Here is a 19,306-nt window from a genome sequence, read left to right as displayed (position 1 = left end):
GTCAAACACACTGCACCAAAAGATGAGCCCTCCCTTTTCCACCGTAAGCGTCGTGGGCGGCGGCCTCAGCTCCCGAGCCCCGCCGCCCTCACCTCCGTCAGCCCCTCCGCCAGCACCTCCGCCAGGTGCCGCCCCCGCCGCCCCGCCAGCTGGTCCAGCTGGGTGCGGCAGGAGAAGCCGTCCGCGAGGAGCTCGGTGCCGGGGGCGGCGGCGCGGAGGGCGGGGAGGAGCTGGTCCTCGGCGCAGGCGACGGAGACGGCGTAGTGGCCGCGCTCGAAGCCGAAGTTACCGGCGAGGCCGCAGCAGCCGCCCACCAGGTCGCCGGTCAGGCCCGCGCGCTCGCGCAGGCGGCGTTCGGCGGCGTCGCCGAGGACCGCGTGCTGGTGGCAGTGGGTCTGGCCGGTGACCGGGCGGTCCAGGCGCGGGGGCCGCCAGTCGGGCGCGAGCTCCTCCAGGGCCTGGGCGAAGGTGCGTACGGAGTCGGCCAGGCGGCGGGCGCGCGGGTCGTCGGGGAGCAGCTCCGGCAGGTCGGTCCGCAGGGCGGCGGCGCAGCTCGGTTCGAGGACGACCACGGGGCTGCCCAGGACGGGCTCCATGCTGTCGAGGGTGCGGCGCATCACCGTACGGGCCCGGTCGAGCCGGCCCGTGGAGACGTACGTCAGGCCGCAGCACACCCGGCCGGGCGGGAGCGCCGGGCGCAGCCCCGCCGCCTCCAGGACCGCGACGGCCGCGCGGCCCACGGACGGCGAGAGGTGGTCCGTGAAGGTGTCCGGCCAGAGGAGCAGGTCACCGGCCGTGGCGTCGCCGTGGCGCGCGAACCAGGCGCGGAAGGTCCGGGGCGCCAGCCGCGGGAGGTCACGCTCCGGCGCGACGCCCGCCATCCGCTTGGCCAGCGCCGCCAGCGGCCGCACCCGGGCGGTGGCGTTGAGGACCCGGGCGAAGGGCGCGGCGAGGCGGAGCCACTGCGGCAGCCCGCCCATCGCGTAGTGCGCGGCGGGGCGGAGCCGTCCCGCGTAGTGGTGGTGCAGGAACTCCGCCTTGTACGTCGCCATGTCGACGCCCACCGGGCAGTCGCTCCGGCAGCCCTTGCACGACAGGCACAGGTCGAGCGCCTCGCGCACCTCCGCCGACCGCCAGCCGTCGCGCACCACCTCGCCCGCCAGCATCTCGTGCAGCAGCCGGGCGCGCCCGCGCGTCGAGTGCTGCTCCTCGCCGGTCGCGCGGAAGGAGGGGCACATCACGCCCGCGCCCTGGTTCGGCCCCGCCACCCGGCACTTGGCGACGCCCACGCAGCGGCGCACGGCGGTGGCGAAGTCCCCGCCGTCATGCGGGTAGCCGAAGGCCACGTCCACGGGCTCGCGCGGCAGGACGTCGAAGCGGAGGTTCTCGTCGAGGCGGGCAGGCCGGGCGAGCATGCCCGGGTTCATGCCGCCGTCCGGGTCCCACAGGTCCTTGAACCGGCCGAAGAGGCCGACCAGTTCGTCCCCGTACATCTTCGGCAGCAGCTCCGCGCGCGCCTGTCCGTCGCCGTGCTCGCCGGAGAGGGACCCGCCGTGGGCGACGACGAGGTCGGCGAGCTCCTCCGAGAACCGCCGGAAGCGCCGCACGCCCTCCGCCGACACCAGGTCGAAGTCGATGCGGACGTGCACGCAGCCCTCGCCGAAGTGGCCGAACGGCGTGCCGCGCAGCCCGTGGCCGGCGAGCAGCGCGCGGAAGTCGCGCAGGTACGGGCCGAGGCGCGCGGGCGGGACGGCGCAGTCCTCCCAGCCGGGCCACGCCTCGGTGCCGTCGGTGGTCCGGGTGGCGGTCCCGGCGGCGTCCTCGCGCACCCGCCACAGGGCGCGCTGCGCGGCCGGGTCGGTGACCACGGTGGCGTCCACGGCGTCGGCGGCGCGCACCAGCGCCTCGGCGTGCGCCCACGCCTCCGCCGGGGTCGCGCCGCCCGTCTCCACGAAGAGCCAGGCGCCGCCCCGGGGCAGCGCTCCGCGCGCGGCCGGGTCCCGGACCAGGTCCTCCGCCATGCCCTCGACGGTGAGCGGCCCGTGCGGCAGCAGTCCGGACGCCGCTTCGGCGGCGGCGCTCTCGTCGGCGTACCCGAGGACGGCCAGCGCCCGCGCGGGCGGCGACTCGACCAGCCGTACGGTCGCCTCGGTCACCACCCCGAGGGTGCCCTCGCTGCCGCAGAAGGCGCGGGCGAGGTCGGTGCCGCGCTCGGGGAGGAGGGCGTCGAGGGCGTAACCGGAGATGCGGCGCGGCATCCCGGGCGGGAAGCCCGTACGGATGGCCGCCAGGTGCCCGCCGACCAGCTCCGCCAGCCCGTCCGGCGCGCCGTCCCAGCCGCGCCCCAGGCGCCGTTCGGGGCCGCCGCCGTACGTCACGACCGACAGCGCGCGGACGTTGTCGGCGGTGGTGCCCCAGGCCACCGAGTGGGAGCCGCAGGCGTTGTTGCCGATCATCCCGCCGAGGGTGCAGCGGCTGTGCGTCGAGGGGTCGGGGCCGAAGGTCAGGCCGTACGGGCGGACCGCCGCGCGCAGGTCGTCGAGGACCACGCCCGGCTGGACCACCGCCGTGCGCGCCTCGGGGTCCACCGCGAGGACGGAGCGCATGTGCCGGGTGAAGTCCAGCACCACTCCGGTCCCGGTGGCCTGCCCCGCGATCGACGTCCCGGCACCGCGCGGGACGACGGGCACGCCGTGCGCCCGGCACACCTCCAGCGCGGCGGCCACGTCCGCCGCGTCGCGCGGTGCGACGACCCCGACGGGGACGCGGCGGTAGTTGGACGCGTCCATGGTGTGCAGCGCGCGGGCCGCGGCCCCGAAGTCCACGTCCCCGCGCAGGGCGGCGCGCAGCGCCCGCGCGACCTCGGCCGCGGCTTGGCGGGTGTGCCGGTCGGTCATGGGTCAGGATCCCCCCGCGTCCGCAGGGGCGCGATCATCAAGCGTATGAGTCATGAAAGAAATCCTCATCCGACCTTTCCCAACTGATCGTCAACTCTCCTATAGTGGCCAGAAATTTGCCGCACCCCCGGCACCCCGGATCCCGCCCCCGCCCCGAGGACTGACGACGTGCGCCTTTCCCCCCTCCGCTCCGTACGGGCTCCGCTGGTGTGGGGCCCGGCCGCGGCCGCCGTGCTGACGACGGCCGCGTACGCCCTCGGCACCACCCGCCGGCTGCGTACGGACAACGCGGCGCTCGCCGCCGAGGCCGCCCGCGCCCGCGAGGCCGTGGAACGCGCCCGCGAGGAGGCGGAAGGCGCCCGCGAAGCCGCCGAGCAGGCCCGGCGGGAAACGGAGCGGGCCCGCGCGGAGGCCCGGCGCAGCGAGCGGAACCGGGCCGCCGCCGTGGCCGCCTGCGCCAACGCCGCCGGGCGCATGCAGGCCCTCGCCACGAGCATGCTGGCCGACCTGCGCGAGATGGAGCACCGGCACACCGACGAGGACGTCCTCGCCGACCTCCTCCACCTGGACCACCGCACCGCGCAGGCCGGGCGCCTCGCCGACTCCGTGGCCGTCCTCACCGGCGCCCGTTCGGGCCGCCGCTGGGCGAAGCCGATCGTCATGGAGTCCATCCTGCGCGGCGCCATGGGCCGTATCGGCGGCTACCAGCGCGTACGGCTGCACTCCACCACGGACGCGGCGATCGCCGGCCACGCCGCCGAGGGCGTGATGCACGCCCTCGCCGAGCTCCTCGACAACGCCGCCACCTTCTCGCCGCCCACCGCCGAAGTGCACGTGTACGTCGAGGAGGTCGCCACCGGCCTCGTCGTCTCCGTCGAGGACAGCGGCCTGGTGATGAGCGAGGCACAGCTGCGCCGCGCCGAGCGTGCCGTCAGCGCGGACCACGCCACGGACCCCACCGACCTGACCGCCCTGTCCGGGACGAGGCTCGGCCTCGCGGTCGTCGGCCGGCTCGCCCGCAAGCACGGCCTGACGGTCTCCTTCCGGCCGTCCGCGCGCGGCGGCACCGGCGTGGTGGTGACGGTTCCGCAGGAACTGATCACGCGCGTACGCGTCCCGGAGGCGAAGGCGAAGGCGGAGCCGAAGCCGGAGCCGGAGCCGACGCCGACGCCGAAGCCGGAGACCCCGGCCGAGCCCGCCGCCCCCGAACTCGGCGAGAGCGGCCTGCCCAAGCGCCGCCGCGGCCGTACCCTCGCCGCCGCGCACCGCACGCCGACGGCCACCGAACCCGCCGCGCACCGCACGCCGACGGCCACCGAACCCGCCGAACCCGCCGGGCCGGCCGCCACCACCCGGCCGGTCGACGCGACCGCCGCCACCCGCTTCCACAGCTTCCGCCAAGCGGTACGCACGACCACGGAAGGCACCCCCGAATGACCACTGCCACCACCGACGAGAAGCTCAACTGGCTGCTGGAGGGCCTCCTCGAGCGCACCCCCGGCGCACGCCACGCCCTCGTCCTGTCCCGCGACGGCCTCAAGTTGTGCCGTACCCCCGAGCTCTCCGTCGACCGGGCCGACCAGCTGGCCGCCATCGCCGCCGGCATCCAGTCCCTCTCGCACGGCGCCTCCGTCGAGTTCGGCGACGGGAGCGGCGGCGTACGGTCCGCGATGGCGGAGTTCCACGGCGGCGTCCTGCTCATCGTCGAGGCGGGCGAGGGCGCACACCTCGCGGTGGTCGCCGCCGAGGACGCCGACGTCGGCCTGGTGGGGCACGCCATGAGCGAACTGGTCGAGCAGCTCGGCGAGCACCTGCGCGCCGAGCCCCGCACCCCGTGAGTCCGGGCGGCCACCGGGACGAGTCGCCGGACCGGCTGTACACCCTCACCGGAGGCCGCGCCCGCTCCGGGCCGGACTCGCCGTTCGACCTGGTCACCCTCGTCGTCGCCGAGTCCGACCCGGTGCCCGGCATGCAGTCCGAGCACGCCGCCATCCTGCGCATGTGCCGCCGCCCCACGGCGGTCGTCGAGGTCGCCGCCGAACTGGGCCTGCCGGTGAGCATCGTCCGCATCCTCCTCGCCGACCTGCTCGGTACGGGGCGGATCAGCGCCCGCCACCCCCGTACGCCGACGAACCCGTCCGCGTACGTCCTCCCCGACCCCGACATCCTGGAGCAGGTGCTCGTTGGACTACGCAGCCTCTGACGCCGCCGCCGACGCTTCCCCCGACGCCTCACCACGGGCACCGCTCTCCAGCACCGCCGACAACGGTCTGAAGATCGTCATCGTCGGCGGTCTCGGTGTCGGCAAGACCACCCTCGTCCGCTCCGTCAGCGAGATCCGGCCCCTCGACACCGAGGAGACGATGACCCGCGCGGGCGAGCCCGTCGACGACGTCACCGCGGTCGGCACCAAGCGGTCCACCACCGTCGCGTTCGACTTCGGCCGCATCACGCTCGACGCCCGCAACGTCCTGTACCTCTTCGGCGCCCCCGGTCAGGAGCGCTTCTGGTTCCTGTGGGACCGCCTCTTCTCCGGCACCCTCGGCGCGGTCGTCCTGGTCGACACCCGCCGCGTCGCCGACTCCTGGTACGCGATCGACCGCCTGGAGCACCACGGCACCCCGTTCATCGTCGCCTGCAACGACTTCGGCGGCCCCGTCCACACCGAGGCGCAGATCCGCGAGGCGCTCGATCTCGCCGACCACGTACCGCTGGTGGAGTGCGACGCCCGCGACCGGTCCTCCAGCAAGTACGTCCTGATCAACCTCGTCGAGCACCTCCGCAGCCTGCACCGGGAATCCAGACCATGACCGCACCCGCCCCCGCACCCGCCCCGGTTCCGCTCTCCGGGCCCCGCTTCCAGACCGACCCCGCCCGCCTCTACCGCGAGCTGCGGCGCGACCACGGCGCCGTCGCCCCGGTCCTCCTCGACGGCGACATCCCGGCCTGGCTGGTGCTCGACTACCGCGAGCTGCACCGCGTCACCGGCGACCCGGTCCTCTTCAGCCGCGACTCGGCCCTGTGGAACCAGTGGGACCGCGTCCCCGCCGACTGGCCCCTGCTACCCATGATCGGCCGGGACCAGCCGTCCATCCTCTACACCGTCGGCGAGCGCCACCGGCAGCGCGCCGCGATGGTCGGCCACGCGCTGGAGTCCGTCGACCCCTTCACCCTGCGCCGGTACGCCGAGGAGTACGCCGACGGCCTCATCGACGCGTTCTGCGGCAAGGGCGAGACCGAGCTCATCGGCCGGTACGCCATGCTGCTGCCCGTACGCGTCCTGGTGAAGATCTACGGCGTGCCCGACGACCAGGGCCCCGGTCTCGTCACCGCGCTCAACGACATGATCGACGGCCGCGAGCGGGCCCTGGCGGGCCAGCGCCACCTGGCCAGGGCGATGTCCGCGCTGCTGGCCGCCAAGCGGGAGGCGCCCGGCGACGACGTGGCGTCGCGCATGCTGGCCGACCCGTCCGGCTTCACGGCCGAGGAGATGGCGCAGGACCTGATGGTGATGATGGCGGCCGGGCACCAGCCGACCGCCGACTGGATCGGCAACTCGCTGCGCCTGATGCTGACCGACGACCGGTTCGCGGCCTCGCTCTCCGGCGGCCGGCACAGCGTCGCCGAGGCCATGAACGAAGTGCTGTGGGCCGACACCCCGACGCAGAACGTCGCCGGACGGTGGGCCTCCCGCGACACCCGCCTGGGCGGCCGCGACATCAAGGCCGGGGACCTGGTGCTGCTGGGCCTGGCCGCTGCGAACTCCGACCCCCAGGTGCACATCGACAACTCCGCCCTCACCGGCGGCAACGCCGCGCACTTCTCCTTCGGGCACGGCGAGCACCGCTGCCCCTTCCCGGCGCAGGAGATCGCCGAGGTCATCGCCCGTACCGCGATCGAGGTGCTGCTGGACCGGCTGCCCGACCTCGACCTCGCCGTACCGGCGCAGTCGCTGACCCGGCGCCCCTCGCCCTGGCTGCGCGGCCTGACCGAGCTGCCCGTGACCTTCACCCCGACCCCCGCCCTCGGAGGCACCGCATGACCGCCGAACCGACCGTCGCCGAACCCATCCCCCTCGACCCGTTCGTCACCGACCTCGACGGCGAGAGCGCCCGGCTGCGCGCCGCCGGTCCGCTGGCCCGCGTCGTCCTGCCGGGCGATGTGCCCGTGTGGGCGGTCACGCACCACGCCGAGGCGCGCGAGCTCCTCACCGACAAGCGGCTCGTCAAGGACATCAACGTGTGGGGCGCCTGGCGGCGCGGCGAGATACCGCCGGACTGGCCGCTGATCGGGCTGGCCAACCCCGGCCGTTCGATGCTCACCGTGGACGGCGAGGACCACCGGCGGCTGCGTGCCCTGGTGGCGCAGGCGCTCACGCCGCGCCGCGTGGAGCGGATGCGAGAGCGGATCACCGAGCTGACGAACGGCCTGCTGGACGAGCTGGACCGGATCGCCGCGGGCGACCCGGGCGGCACGGTGGACCTCAAGGCGGCGTTCGCGTACCCGCTGCCCATGTACGTCATCAGCGATCTGATGGGCATCGATCCGGCGGACCACCCGCGGCTGAAGGTCCTCTTCGAGAAGTTTTTCTCGACGCAGACGCCGCCGGAGGAGGTCCTGGCGACACTCGGCGAGCTGGCCGGGATGATGGCGAAGGTGGTGGCCGCGCGCCGCGCCGAGCCGGGCGACGACCTCACCAGCGCGCTGATCGCCGCCTCGGAGGACGGCGACCACCTTGACGACGAGGAGATCGTCTCCACGCTCCAGCTGATGGTGGCGGCCGGCCACGAGACGACGATCTCCCTCATCGTCAACGCCGTGGTGAACCTCTCCACCCACCCGGAGCAGCGGGAACTGGTCCGTTCCGGTCAGGTCGGCTGGGACGCCGTCATCGAGGAGACGCTGCGCTTCTCCACCCCCACCTCGCACGTCCTGATCCGGTTCGCGACGGAGGACGTCGAGGTCGGCGGCCGCGTCCTGCCCGCCGGCGAGGCGCTGATCGTGTCGTACGGGGCCATCGGACGCGACGAGCGGCAGCACGGCCCCACGGCGGGCGTCTTCGACGTCACCCGCTCCCCCATCCGGCACATCTCCTTCGGGCACGGCCCGCACGTCTGCCCCGGCGCCGCCCTGTCCCGGCTGGAGGCGGGGGTGGCGCTGCCCGCCCTGTACGAGCGCTTCCCGGGGCTGACGCTCGCCGTGCCGGCGTCGGACCTGCGCAACAAGCCGGTGCTCACGCAGAACGACCTCTTCGAGCTGCCGGTGCGGCTGGCCTGAACCCCCGGCCGCCCGTCCGCCCGTCTCATTTTCGTGTCTCACCCGACGGACACGGCGTTCCGCCGTGTCCGTCAGCGGTTAGGCTCCGGCCGTGGCTGAGATCCAGATTCCCACCGACATCAAGCCCGCCGACGGCCGTTTCGGCGCGGGCCCCTCCAAGGTGCGTACGGAGGCGCTGGACGCCCTGGCCGCCACCGGCACGTCCCTCCTCGGTACGTCGCACCGTCAGGCCCCGGTCAAGAACCTGGTCGGCGAAGTCCGCGAAGGCGTACGCGCGCTCTTCTCGCTCCCCGACGGGTACGAGGTGATCCTGGGCAACGGCGGCTCCACCGCCTTCTGGGACATCGCGACCCACGGGCTCATCGAGTCGAAGTCGCAGCACCTCTCCTTCGGCGAGTTCTCCTCCAAGTTCGCGAAGGCGGCCAAGCTGGCGCCGTGGCTGGAGGAGCCGACCGTGATCTCCTCCGACCCGGGTACGCACCCCGAGCCGCGGGCCGAGGCGGGCGTCGACGTGTACGCGTTCACGCACAACGAGACCTCCACCGGTGTCGCCGCCCCGATCAAGCGCGTCCAGGGTGCCGACGAGGGCGCGCTGGTCCTCGTCGACGCGACCTCCGGCGCGGGCGGCCTGCCGGTCGACATCACCGAGTCGGACGTCTACTACTTCGCGCCGCAGAAGTCCTTCGCCTCCGACGGCGGCCTGTGGATCGGCGTGTTCTCCCCGGCGGCGCTGGAGCGCGCGCAGCGGGTGCACGCGTCGGGCCGTCACGTCCCGGAGTTCTTCTCGCTGCCGACCGCGATCGACAACTCGCTGAAGAACCAGACGTACAACACCCCGGCCCTCTCCACCCTCTTCCTGCTCAACGAGCAGCTGAAGTGGATCAACGGCCAGGGCGGCCTGGACTGGTCGGTGCGCCGCACCGCCGACTCCTCGCGCACGCTCTACGGCTGGGCGGAGGAGTCCAAGTACGCGGCTCCGTTCGTCTCCGACCCGGCGAAGCGCTCGCAGGTCATCGGCACCATCGACTTCTCGGACGAGGTCGACGCGGCGGCGGTCGCCAAGGCGCTGCGCGCCAACGGCATCGTGGACACCGAGCCGTACCGGAAGCTGGGCCGCAACCAGCTGCGCATCGCGATGTTCCCGGCCGTCGAGCCGTCGGACGTCGAGGCGCTGACGAAGTGCATCGACTACGTCATCGAGAAGCTCTGACGGTACGCATACGTGTGAGGGCCCGGCGCGGGAAGGCGCCGGGCCCTTCCGCATGCGGCCGATAACCGCTCTATCGGCTCCGGTTGCCCGTCCTTACCATCCGTAACGCGCAGATTGGCATGCGCACACCATCCACGGTTGGACCCCCCACTTCGACCGAAGGCAACCGATCGGAGAACCATGTCCAGAGCAGCACGAGCGACCGCCGTCGGCAGCGCGGCCGCGGCCTTACTGGCGTCCGTAGCCGTCTCCCCCGGCGCCTCCGCCGCCACGACGCGGGCCATCGTCGCCCCGCCCGACAAGATCGTCATCGAGATCGCGACCGTCAACGGCTCCGGCTGCCCGCTCGGCACCGCCGCCGTCGCCGTCTCACCCGACAACACCGCCTTCACCGTCACGTACAGCGACTACCTCGCCCAGGTGGGCGTGGGCGCCGAGCCGACCGACTTCCGCAAGAACTGCCAGCTGAACCTGGTCGTCCACGTCCCGCAGGGCTTCACCTACGCCGTCGCCAGCGCCGACTACCGCGGCTACGCCAGCCTCGCGGCGGGCGCCTCGGCGGTCCAGAAGGCGTCGTACTACTTCCAGGGTTCGCCCAGCACGGTCGCCAAGTCCCACCCGTACAAGGGCCCGTACGCCGACAACTGGCAGGCGACGGACTCCACCGACTGGGCGCAGCTGGTCTGGGCGCCCTGCGGCGAGAAGCGGAACTTCAACATCAACACCGAACTGCGGGTCAGCGCGGGCACCTCGGACCCGACGAAGACCAACAGCTTCATCGCCATGGACTCCACGGACGGCGACATCAAGACGGTCTACCACCTGGCGTGGAAGCAGTGCCCGAGGTAAACCGCCTCGGGTAAACCCCCCGGTAGACCGCCCACCGGCCGGGCGGGCCCGCGCCCCCTCCGCGGGCCCGCCCCCTCGTCACCGCGAGAGCCGCTGGAACCGGCGCACCGCCAGCGGCAGGAAGACGGCCGTGATCACCAGCGGCCACACCACCGCCATCAGCACGGCGTTCTCCTGGATCCAGCTGCCGTCGCCGCCCACCGGGTTGCCGAACAGCTCCCGCGTGGCCGCCGCCGTCGAGGAGATCGGGTTCCAGGCGGCGAGCGTGCCCAGCCAGTCGGGCATGGTCCCGGGCTGGACGAACACACTGGAGATCATGGTCAGCGGGAACGCCACCGCGAACAGCCCGCCGGCCGCCTCCGGGTTGGGCACCAGCAGCCCGAGCCAGATGCCGACCCAGGTCAGGCAGTAGCGCAGGAGCAGCAGCAGCGCGAAGCCGGCCACCGTCCCGAGGAACCCGCCGTCCGAACGCCACCCCATGGCGAACGCCGTCGTCGCCAGGATGGTCAACTCGGCCCACGCCACGATCAGATCCGTCACGCCGCGGCCGGTGACCACCGCCGACGGGGCCATGGGCATGGAGCGGAACCGGTCGATGACGCCCTTGTCGGCGTCGGTGACCACGGCCGTCGCGGTGTTGATGAAGCCGAAGGCCATCGTCATCACGAACATGCCGGGCATCAGGAAGTCCCGGTAGTCCGCGGCCCCGCCACCGCCCGGCGGCTTCATCGCGCCGCCGAAGACGTACCCGTACAGCAGGACGGACAGGATCGGGAAACCGAGCTGCCAGGCGATGAGGACGGGCTTGCGCTGGTAGTAGGTCAGCTGGCGGCGTACGACGTTCCAGCAGTCGGCTATCGCCCAGTAGGCGCGGCCGCGCCCGGCGACCGGCTCCAGGGTGTCCGTGCTCATGCCACCGCCTCCTTCTCCTCGGTCGCGTGACCGGTCAGGCGCAGGAACACGTCGTCCAGGCTCGGCCTGCGCAGCCCGATGTCCTCGACCCGGACCGCCTCGTCCTGCAGCGTCCGCGCCACCTCGGTGAGCGCCGCGACCCCGTCGGCGACGGGCGCGTGGACCCGCCGCTCCAGGTCGTCGACGCGCGGCTCGCCCGCGCAGACCCGGGCGACGGTCTTGGCGACCCTCGGCAGGTCCGCCGCGTCCACGGCCACCACCTCGATGCGGTCGCCGCCGACCTGGCGCTTGAGCGCCTCGGGGGTGTCGTCGGCGATGGCGCGGCCCCGGTCGATGACGGTGACGCGGGAGGCGAGGCGGTCGGCCTCCTCCAGGTACTGCGTGGTCAGCAGGACGGTCGTGCCGCCCGCGACCAGGTCGCGCACCGCCTCCCACACCTCGCCGCGCCCGCGCGGGTCGAGCCCGGTCGTCGGCTCGTCCAGGAACAGCACGCGCGGCGCCAGGATCATGGAGGCCGCCAGGTCCAGGCGCCTGCGCATGCCGCCGCTGTAGCCCTCCACGCCCTTGTCGGCGGCCTCGGTCAGGCCGAACCGCTCCAGCAGCTCCGCGGCGCGCTGCCGAGCCCGCCGTCCGCCCAGGTGGAACAGCCGCCCGAACATCTCGAGGTTCTGCCGGCCCGTGAGGACCTCGTCCACGGCGGCGTACTGGCCGGTGAGCCCGATCAGGCTCCGTACGCGCCGGGGGTCGCGGCCCACGTCGACGCCGGCGACCTCGGCGCGCCCGCCGTCGAAGCGGCGCAGGGTGGCCAGCACCCGCACCGCCGTGGTCTTGCCCGCACCGTTCGGCCCGAGGAGGCCGTGCACGGTGCCGGGGCGGACGGCGAGGTCGAAGCCGTCCAGTGCCCTCTTCTCCCCGTACCGCTTCTCCAGGCCCTCGGCCCGTACCGCCCAGTCGTCCATGACACCCTCCCCGTCGAGAAACTGAGTACACCGTACCCAAGCGAGCGTACACCGTACCCAGTTTCTGTCGAGCGAGAAGGGCGGGGGTCCGGCGGGGAATTACGCTGGCCCCATGAGCAGCCAGAAGACCACCGGCGGCGGCGTCACGGCGACGACCGGCAGCGGCGACATCACCCGCAGCCTTGAGCTGCTCTGGGACGCCGGGGAGCCGCCCGCGCGCGGCGCGCGGGGGCCCAAGCGCGGCCTGACCCTCGACCGGATCGTCACCGCCGCGGTCGAGGTCGCCGACGCGGAGGGCCTCGACGCCGTCTCGATGCGCCGCCTCTCCACCGAGCTCGGCGCCGGCACGATGTCGCTGTACCGGTACGTCCCCGGCAAGGCGGAGCTGCTCGACCTGATGCTCGACCACGTCCAGGGCGACGCCCTGGACTCCCCCGCCCCGCCGCCCGCCGACTGGCGCGCCGCCGTGGAGTTCCTGGCCCGGGAGCAGCTCGACCTCTACCGCCGCCACCCGTGGCTGCTGAAGGTCAACCAGGCCCGTACGGTCCTCGGCCCGAGCGCGCTCCGGGAGTTCGAGCGGTCCCTGCGGGGCCTGAAGGGCATGGGGCTGAGCGATCCGGAGACCCTCTCGGTGATCATCACCGTCCAGAGCTTCGCCGCCGGTATCGCGCGCCTGGAGGCGCAGGCGGTGGAGGCCGCCAAGGAGACCGGAGTCAGCGACGAGGAGTTCTGGACGCGCCAGGGCCCCTTCCTGGTCCGCGCCATGGAGAGCGGGGACTACCCCCTGATCGCCGCCCTCTCCGAGGACACCTTCTCGCCCGACGTCGACCACTTCGGCTTCGGCCTGCGCGCCCTGCTGGCGGGCTTCGAGGCCCTGGTGTCCGCCCGCCCCACTCCGCAGGCCGCACCGCCGGACGACGCCGCCTGACCAGGTGCGCCGGCCTCGCCTGCGGCTGTGCGTAAGCGAGTTGGCCGCCCAGGCGCAGGTGAGTACGCGTACTCATGCCCCGAGGTGGCCGCTCTCCGGATGATGTGTGCATGCGAAAGAACACTCTCCCGAAGTCCGTGCTGGTGGCCGCGCTGGGCTGCCTCCTCCTGTCCGCCTGCGGCACCCAGAAGGCCGCCACCGACCAGGCGGCCCCCGCGGGCAGCGCCGCCTCGGCGCGTGCCGTGCCGAGCACCTCGCCCTCGCCCAGTGCCCCGTCCGGCCATAGAGATCCGGAGATGCGGTTCATCGACTTGATGGGCCAGACCCTGCAGGCCTGCTCCCCCGACGCCCCCAGTGACAAGGGTGGTGGCGAACCGCCTGTGCCCGACGGCCTGGTGCTCGAGGAGGAGCCCACCCGGATCTACGGGCCGGGCGAGACGCCCCCGCCCGTCCCGGGCGACGCCGAGGACGTCCCCGTTCCCCTTCCCTCCGACGCCCCCGAGCCGCCGAGCCCCGCCCCCGGTTCCCGCAAGCCCGCGCCGGTCGAGGTGCCCCTGACCGGTGTCGAGCAGTGCTTCGCCGACCAGCACGCGGACCGCGTCGGCAAGGCGTTCAACACGAGGACGACCGACTACGACGCGATGCGCACGAAGCTGATCGCCCTCGACTACCCCGCCTCGCGGGTGCACCGGATGCCGGACCACGGGGGCGCTCCCCGGGTGCGGGTCGACCTGCGCTTCATGGGCAGCCACGCGGCCCTGGAGGTCACCGGAACCGGCAGCGGAGTGATCGTGGAGACGTTCGGCGCCCCCGAGACGGAGGACGTGAAGCTGACCGACGTCAAGCGCAAGCCCCGGCTGGACACCACCCAGTGAGGACGGAGCCGGCGGTCAGCGACGGGACGAGGGACGCGTGGGCGGCGTGATGCGCACCCGCTTCTCGGCGGGCGCCTGCTCTATGTCGTCGAGCTGCGCGGTGATCGTGGCGCGCAGATCGTCGTCGTCCTCGAAGTGGTGGTCCTGGAAGAGCGTGTAGCCCGTCCACATCAGGTTGGCGCACACCCGCGGCGGCACCCCGCCGGTCCGGGCACCCATGCCGACCAGCGCCACGGACCCGATGGAGCCCGGCGACTGCTCGTTCTGCCGGTGGATCGCCTGGAACGCGGCGGCGCACGCGAGCGCGACGTTCAGGGTCTCGCTCACGTCCTGCGCGGACCGCTCCATCGTCGGCGTGGAGATCAGATACTTCGGGTTCACCGCCCCGGACGGCACGCACACCGCGCTGCCCACCGGCAGCCTCCCCGCGAACCGGTCGCGGATCGCCCGCTGCACCCGCAGCTGGATGCCCGCTCCGAGGTACCGCTTGACGACGGCGTCGACGCCGCCGTCCATCCGCCCCCGGGAGTTGGTCGGGCTCACCCACGCATCGACCTGCTCATCGAGGATCGACCCCCTGCGGATCTCGACCTCGGGCGTGTCGGCGAACGCCGCCCGCCACGCCTCCACCACATCCGCGTTGACATCGGTCAGCACGACCCTGAGCGGCGCCTGCACTCGGTCCACGGTCATCGTCCACTCCCCCATCGAGCAACGGTTCTTCCACTGCCCACGACGCTAGCGCCCGCCACTGACAACCGGCCCTTTTACTGAGGTATGTGATGGTTCGTCACCAACGTCCCACTGTCACTGCCCGGTGCTAGCGTCCCGCTCCAGTTTCGCGACCGACGAGATTCGGAGCCCTTCACCATGAGCGATTCCCCCACCCCGGCCACCCCCTCCACCCCGGACCCGGCCGACCCGCTGGCCCTCGCCGAGCTGTTCAAGGGCGGCGGCGAACCGTGGCTCCCGCTGCTGAAGCCCGTCATCGAGGCGCAGCCCGGCGCGGCCGGCTTCATCGGCCCCGACCGCAGCCCCGAAGTCGTTCCCGTCCGCGAACTGACCTTCCAGGCGCTCAAGCCCCACCCGCCGCACAAGTGGAAGGTCGTCGTCTTCGGCCAGAACCCCTACCCGCGGCCGGAGAGCGCGACCGGCATCGCCATGTTCGACAACACCTTCCACGACTGGAAGGACAGCCAGTTCGGCAGGGTCGTCAGCATCCGCTGCATCATCAAGGCGGCCGCGATGTGGAAGTACGGGATACCCAAGAAGACGCCCATCGCCGACGTCCGCGCGCTGCTGGCGAAGCAGGACACCGTCCAGCCGCCGGAGTGGTTCCAGGCCATGCTCACGCAGGGGGTGCTGCTGCTGAACGCCGCGCTCACCGCCAGCGGCGACCGGTCGACGGGGCCCGACCGGCACACGGCGTTCTGGCGGCCGGTCGCCGAGCGGATCGTCGAGGAGATCCTCAAGGCCAAGCAGGACGCCGCCGAGGAGGACCGCGGTGTCGTCTTCGCCTGGTGGGGCGCGCACGCACGCAGCCTGAAGAAGATCGTCCTCCGGCTCCAGGAGAAGTACCCCGACCTCGACGTCCGCCACATCGACCACGCCAACCCGGCGGCGCAGGGCGACCTCTTCTGCGAAGGCGATCACTTCGCGACCGTGAACGACGCCCTCGCCTCACTCGGTGCCGACCCGATCGACTGGCTCCCGAGCAAGGGGTGGGACCAGCGCGCCGCGGCGGACGCCGACGGGGGCGGGACCGCGGACGACGGCACCGCCGAACGCATGGGCGCCTTCATCGCGTCCACCATGGAGCTGCACCAGCTCTATCTGGACCGCCTCTCCAGCGTCAAGGACGAGGGCCTCGTCCTCCCCGCCATCACCGGCGTGTTCGACACCCCGCTCATGGACTTCCGCGACGCCGTCGCCCCGGTCGCCCGGCTGCTGTCCGGCCTGGACCGGCACGTCCGGCTGTCCCACGAATTCGGCAAGCGGCGGGCGGACGAGGCGCCCGACGGCCTCTCCGCCGACGCCATCGCCGCCCTCTACCTCTACACCTGCGAGTCGGCGTTCTACCGCGAGATCAACGCCATCCTGCGCGCCCCCGACCGGTCCAGGCTCGTCCCGTACCTGCCCTATCTGCGCCTGCTGTTCTCGGCGGTGTCGGGCCTCCCGGCCCGCACCGAGCCGCTGTGGCGCGGCGTGGCCCTGGACCTGCGGGCGCAGTACCCGCTCGGGCGGACGGTGACCTGGTGGGGCGTGTCCTCGTGCACGTCCGAGCTCGGCGTGGCCCGGTCGTTCCTCGGCAGCCGCGGCAAGCGGACGCTCTTCGAGGTCCAGCCCGTCCGGGCCGTGGGCATCCGCAGCTTCTCGGCGTTCACCGGCGAGGAGGAGTACATCCTCGCGCCCGGAACCCAGCTCAAGGTCACCGACGTGAAGACCGAACGCGGCGGCCTGTGCACCGTGCGACTGACCGAGCTGGAGGAGCAGCCGCTCGTCTCCTGAACAAGCCGGCGCCGCCCTACCCGCGCGGGCGCCGCCGCCTCAGCCAGAAGGCACCCACCGCGACCGCGCCCAGCACGAGCACACCCAGGGTGGCGTTCCCGCCCTCGCCGGACGAGCCGCCCGAGCCGTTCGAACCGTCCGCCGAGCCGCCGCCGCTGCCGCCGCCGCCGTTGCCCGAAGGGGAGCCGGGAGCCTGCGTCCGCCCCTGCCCGGCGTCGGCACCGGCTCCGGCACCCCGCTCCACCGGCACCCGGACGACCTCGCTCCCCTCCCCCTCCGACCCGATCATCAGCGCCTTCCCGTCCAGCGTGTACGTCACCGACTCCGACTGCCGCTGCAGCGGTGCGGACACCCGCCGCTCCTCCCCGAGCCGGCCCCCGCCCTCCCACGCGTACGCCCGCGCGCTGAAGTAGCTCCGCAGCACCAGCTCCGTCCCGTCCGGCGAGAAGGCGCCGTCCGTCACCCACGGCACCTCGCCTACGCGCCGGAAGACGTTGGCGCCGCCCGCGGAGAGCCGCGCGGGCCCTTCGTACAGGCCGCCGCCGTCCTCGTTCTTCGACGCGATGTAGACGCGGCCCGTCTTCGGGTGCACCATCAGCGCCTCCGCGTCGCGCGCCCCGTCGGCGTACCGGACGGTGTACTGCGTGGCGTCGACCGTCCGGTCCCCGAGCTCCTTCGGCTCGGGGAAGCGGTAGATCCACACGTGGTCCCAGGAACCGTTGAGGTTGTCCCCGATGTCCCCGACGTACACGGCACCGTCCGGGCCGACCGAGATGGCCTCCATGTCGCGCGGGGTGCCGATCCCGCGCAGGGTGACCGTGGCGACCGTCCGGCCGGTGCGGCCGTCGACGGCGAAGACGCGCGGCCCGTCCTGGTCGTTGTGCGTCCAGTAGACGCCCGGGTGGGCGCGGCTGGCCGCGAGCCCGCTGGACTCGGTGATCCGCGGGTCCTGGAGGGTGAACCCGCCGTCGTCCGCCACCGCCGGGACGGCGGCCGCCACCACGAGCGCACCCGCCGCGAGCGCACCCGCCACCGAAGCCATCCGCAAGAACGCAGCCATACGCCCCAGTGTCCATGGTCACAGCGCCCCCGCGCTCCCCGGCCGGGGGTCGGGTCGGGGATGATGGCCGTATGCGTTTCATGTTCGTCGGCGACAGCCAAACCATCGGACGCGCCGGCGACTACACCTGGCGCTACCGGATGTGGCAGCACCTCAACGCCACCTTCGGCGGCCCGTACGCCATCGTCGGCCCGCGCACCGAGCTGTACGACACCTCCGCCGACGCGCCCGTCTCCCACGCGTACGGCGACCCGGGTTTCCCCGCCAAGGCCCAGCGCCACCTCGCCGGCTGGGGCGAGGGCTGGCTCCACATGGCGCCCCTCATCCGCGGGGCCGTCGCCTCCACGAAGGCGGACGTCCTGCTGGTCGCCCTCGGCCTGATCGACCTCGGCTTCTACACCAACAGCGACCAGACCGCCGAGAACGTCCGCGCCTTCCTCCGGGAGGCGCGCGCCGCGAACCCCCGCGTCCGCGCCGTGCTCCTCCCGGTCATCCCGAACGTCCGCGCCCGCGACGAGCCCGACTTCGCCGCCGAGTGCGCCCGCTTCAACGAGCTGCTCGCGAAGGCGGTCGCCGACCTCGACCAGCCGGGCTCGCCCCTGCTGCTGGCGACGCCCCCGGAGGCGTACGACCTCCACACCGACACGTACGACGGCACCCACCCCGGCCCGTCGGGCGAGCACAAGCTGGCGGCGGCCTTCGCGACGGCGATGCACCAGGCATGGGACATCGGCGGCCCGTACGAAGCAGCCCCCACCCCCTGGTAGAGCGCTCCTGACAGGGCCGCCACAGAAGCGGACTGCTACCCTCCGGGTCCATCGTGCGCACCACCCCCGCGTGCGCGTTCCTTGGGGGGAACAGATCTCCGTGCCCAACTCCGCGTCACCGCTCTTCTCGGCGCGCCCGCGCTTCGACGCGCACCTCGCCATGCCCGTCCTCGACACCCTCCGCACCGCCGTGGCGGAGCGCGACTGGCCGGCCGTCGCCCGCTTCTTCGCCGGTCTGACGCACGAGGACGAACGCGCCTACGCCTGCTCGTACGTCGCGGGCCTCGACGGCTGCGAGGCGTTCCTGGAGCAGGCCGTCGCCGACCACCCCGGCGACCCGCTCCCCCGCTGCCTCCTCGCCGACCGCCGCGTCCGCATCGGCTGGGGCATCCGCTCCGACGCCCGGGCCCAGCACGTCTCGCGCGAGCAGTTCGACCAGTTCCACGCCTGGCTGCGCCGCGCCGAGGGGCTCCTCATCGAGGTCTGCGCCGAGTACCCCGACTACGCCCTCGGCTGGTACCTGCGCCTGATCACCGCGCGCGGCCTGGAGCTCGGCCAGAGCGAGACCCGCCGCCGCTACGACCGGCTCGCCGAACACCACCCCCACCACTACCCGGCGCAGACGCAGCTCCTCCAGCTGCTGTGCCCGAAGTGGGGCGGCTCCTGGGAGGCCGCCTTCGGCTTCGCGAAGGAGTGCGCGGCCGCCTCCCCGGCCGGCGGGCACAACGCCACGCTGGTCGCCGAGGCGTACCTGGAGCAGTGGCTCGACCTCTCCCCGCGCGAGGGCGGCCGCCGGCTGGCCGAGCCCGCGGTCCGCGACGAACTGACCGCGGCCGCCGCGCACTCCGTCCTGCACCCGCACTACCGCCCGGGCTTCCACTGGGTCTCCGCCCACGGCCACTTCGCCGCCGCCCTCTCCCTGGGCCGCCACTACGCCGAGGCCGCCCCGCACTTCCGCGCCCTCGGGGACAACGCGACGAGGCACCCCTGGGACTACCTCGACGACGACCCGGCGGCCGCGTTCCTCCGGCACCGCAAGCACGCACTGGCGAAGGGCTGACCCG

At 73.4% G+C, this 19,306-nt stretch carries 18 protein-coding genes; 13 read left to right on the top strand and 5 right to left on the bottom strand.

The window, feature by feature from the left end:
• Nucleotides 1-65: 65 nt before the first annotated feature.
• Entirely contained in the window at nucleotides 66-2,897 is a 2,832-nt protein-coding gene (locus AB0A69_RS09855) for an FAD-binding and (Fe-S)-binding domain-containing protein (RefSeq protein WP_361417687.1), read from the bottom strand.
• A gap of 168 nt (nucleotides 2,898-3,065) precedes the next feature.
• On the opposite strand from AB0A69_RS09855, the gene AB0A69_RS09850 reads away from it, so the two are divergent.
• From AB0A69_RS09850 to AB0A69_RS09815, 8 genes are all read left to right on the top strand, one after another.
• Nucleotides 3,066-4,334 carry an ATP-binding protein gene (locus AB0A69_RS09850; RefSeq protein WP_361417684.1) on the top strand — a complete coding sequence of 423 codons (1,269 nt, stop codon included), beginning with the start codon at nucleotides 3,066-3,068 and terminating at the stop codon, nucleotides 4,332-4,334.
• Entirely contained in the window at nucleotides 4,331-4,735 is a 405-nt protein-coding gene (locus AB0A69_RS09845) for a roadblock/LC7 domain-containing protein (RefSeq protein ID WP_361417681.1), read from the top strand. The genes AB0A69_RS09850 and AB0A69_RS09845 overlap by 4 nt, the downstream gene beginning before the upstream one ends.
• Nucleotides 4,732-5,100 carry a DUF742 domain-containing protein gene (locus tag AB0A69_RS09840; protein WP_361417678.1) on the top strand — a complete coding sequence of 123 codons (369 nt, stop codon included), beginning with the start codon at nucleotides 4,732-4,734 and terminating at the stop codon, nucleotides 5,098-5,100. Before AB0A69_RS09845 ends, AB0A69_RS09840 begins: the two co-directional genes overlap by 4 nt.
• Nucleotides 5,081-5,707: an ATP/GTP-binding protein gene (locus tag AB0A69_RS09835; protein WP_361417675.1), complete on the top strand. Its 627-nt coding sequence runs from the start codon at nucleotides 5,081-5,083 to the stop codon at nucleotides 5,705-5,707. The genes AB0A69_RS09840 and AB0A69_RS09835 overlap by 20 nt, the downstream gene beginning before the upstream one ends.
• Nucleotides 5,704-6,939 carry a cytochrome P450 gene (locus tag AB0A69_RS09830; RefSeq protein ID WP_361417671.1) on the top strand — a complete coding sequence of 412 codons (1,236 nt, stop codon included), beginning with the start codon at nucleotides 5,704-5,706 and terminating at the stop codon, nucleotides 6,937-6,939. The genes AB0A69_RS09835 and AB0A69_RS09830 overlap by 4 nt, the downstream gene beginning before the upstream one ends.
• The gene (locus tag AB0A69_RS09825) at nucleotides 6,936-8,174 is read left to right on the top strand and encodes a cytochrome P450 (RefSeq protein WP_361417668.1); all 1,239 of its coding nucleotides are present in this window, start codon (nucleotides 6,936-6,938) and stop codon (nucleotides 8,172-8,174) included. Before AB0A69_RS09830 ends, AB0A69_RS09825 begins: the two co-directional genes overlap by 4 nt.
• 91 nt (nucleotides 8,175-8,265) lie before the next feature.
• Entirely contained in the window at nucleotides 8,266-9,384 is a 1,119-nt protein-coding gene (serC, locus tag AB0A69_RS09820; RefSeq protein WP_361417665.1) for a phosphoserine transaminase, read from the top strand.
• A 180-nt stretch (nucleotides 9,385-9,564) separates the two neighbouring features.
• Nucleotides 9,565-10,233 (top strand): DUF4360 domain-containing protein, encoded by a 669-nt coding sequence (locus AB0A69_RS09815; protein WP_361417662.1) that lies wholly within the window; start codon nucleotides 9,565-9,567, stop codon nucleotides 10,231-10,233.
• Nucleotides 10,234-10,311: 78 nt separating this feature from the next.
• Here AB0A69_RS09815 and AB0A69_RS09810 read toward each other — a convergent pair whose 3' ends face one another.
• Together AB0A69_RS09810 and AB0A69_RS09805 are read right to left on the bottom strand one after the other, a co-directional pair.
• A complete protein-coding gene (locus AB0A69_RS09810; RefSeq protein WP_361417660.1) occupies nucleotides 10,312-11,145 on the bottom strand; it encodes an ABC transporter permease in 834 nt (277 codons plus the stop codon).
• Nucleotides 11,142-12,104 carry an ATP-binding cassette domain-containing protein gene (locus AB0A69_RS09805; protein ID WP_361417657.1) on the bottom strand — a complete coding sequence of 321 codons (963 nt, stop codon included), beginning with the start codon at nucleotides 12,102-12,104 and terminating at the stop codon, nucleotides 11,142-11,144. The genes AB0A69_RS09810 and AB0A69_RS09805 overlap by 4 nt, the downstream gene beginning before the upstream one ends.
• 112 nt (nucleotides 12,105-12,216) lie before the next feature.
• Between AB0A69_RS09805 and AB0A69_RS09800 the strand changes: the two genes are divergently transcribed.
• Nucleotides 12,217-13,032 (top strand): TetR/AcrR family transcriptional regulator, encoded by an 816-nt coding sequence (locus AB0A69_RS09800; RefSeq protein WP_361417654.1) that lies wholly within the window; start codon nucleotides 12,217-12,219, stop codon nucleotides 13,030-13,032.
• A 110-nt stretch (nucleotides 13,033-13,142) separates the two neighbouring features.
• Nucleotides 13,143-13,907, top strand: a complete 765-nt coding sequence (locus AB0A69_RS09795) for a hypothetical protein (protein WP_361417651.1) — start codon at nucleotides 13,143-13,145, stop codon at nucleotides 13,905-13,907.
• A gap of 15 nt (nucleotides 13,908-13,922) precedes the next feature.
• Here the strand turns inward: AB0A69_RS09795 and AB0A69_RS09790 are convergent, their stop codons facing one another.
• Entirely contained in the window at nucleotides 13,923-14,600 is a 678-nt protein-coding gene (locus AB0A69_RS09790; protein ID WP_361417648.1) for a macro domain-containing protein, read from the bottom strand.
• Between the two features lie 177 nt (nucleotides 14,601-14,777).
• On the opposite strand from AB0A69_RS09790, the gene AB0A69_RS09785 reads away from it, so the two are divergent.
• Nucleotides 14,778-16,415, top strand: a complete 1,638-nt coding sequence (locus tag AB0A69_RS09785) for an ADP-ribosyltransferase domain-containing protein (RefSeq protein ID WP_361417645.1) — start codon at nucleotides 14,778-14,780, stop codon at nucleotides 16,413-16,415.
• Nucleotides 16,416-16,431: 16 nt separating this feature from the next.
• On the opposite strand, the gene AB0A69_RS09780 is transcribed toward AB0A69_RS09785, so the two are convergent.
• On the bottom strand, nucleotides 16,432-17,475 hold the full coding sequence (locus tag AB0A69_RS09780; RefSeq protein ID WP_361417642.1) for a WD40 repeat domain-containing protein: 1,044 nt from the start codon (nucleotides 17,473-17,475) through the stop codon (nucleotides 16,432-16,434).
• Nucleotides 17,476-17,546: 71 nt separating this feature from the next.
• On the opposite strand from AB0A69_RS09780, the gene AB0A69_RS09775 reads away from it, so the two are divergent.
• Together AB0A69_RS09775 and AB0A69_RS09770 are read left to right on the top strand one after the other, a co-directional pair.
• Nucleotides 17,547-18,242 (top strand): GDSL-type esterase/lipase family protein, encoded by a 696-nt coding sequence (locus tag AB0A69_RS09775; protein WP_361417639.1) that lies wholly within the window; start codon nucleotides 17,547-17,549, stop codon nucleotides 18,240-18,242.
• Nucleotides 18,243-18,342: 100 nt separating this feature from the next.
• Nucleotides 18,343-19,302, top strand: coding sequence for a hypothetical protein (locus tag AB0A69_RS09770; protein WP_361417635.1), 960 nt, complete (start codon nucleotides 18,343-18,345; stop codon nucleotides 19,300-19,302).
• The last annotated feature ends 4 nt before the right edge of the window (nucleotides 19,303-19,306 follow it).

Origin of the sequence: Streptomyces sp. NPDC045431 (assembly GCF_040646655.1) — a bacterium.
In the GTDB taxonomy this organism is placed as follows: Bacteria; Actinomycetota; Actinomycetes; order Streptomycetales; family Streptomycetaceae; genus Streptomyces.
The sequence above is the reverse complement of the archived record's forward strand: the minus strand, read 5'-3'. Positions and strand labels throughout refer to the sequence as shown.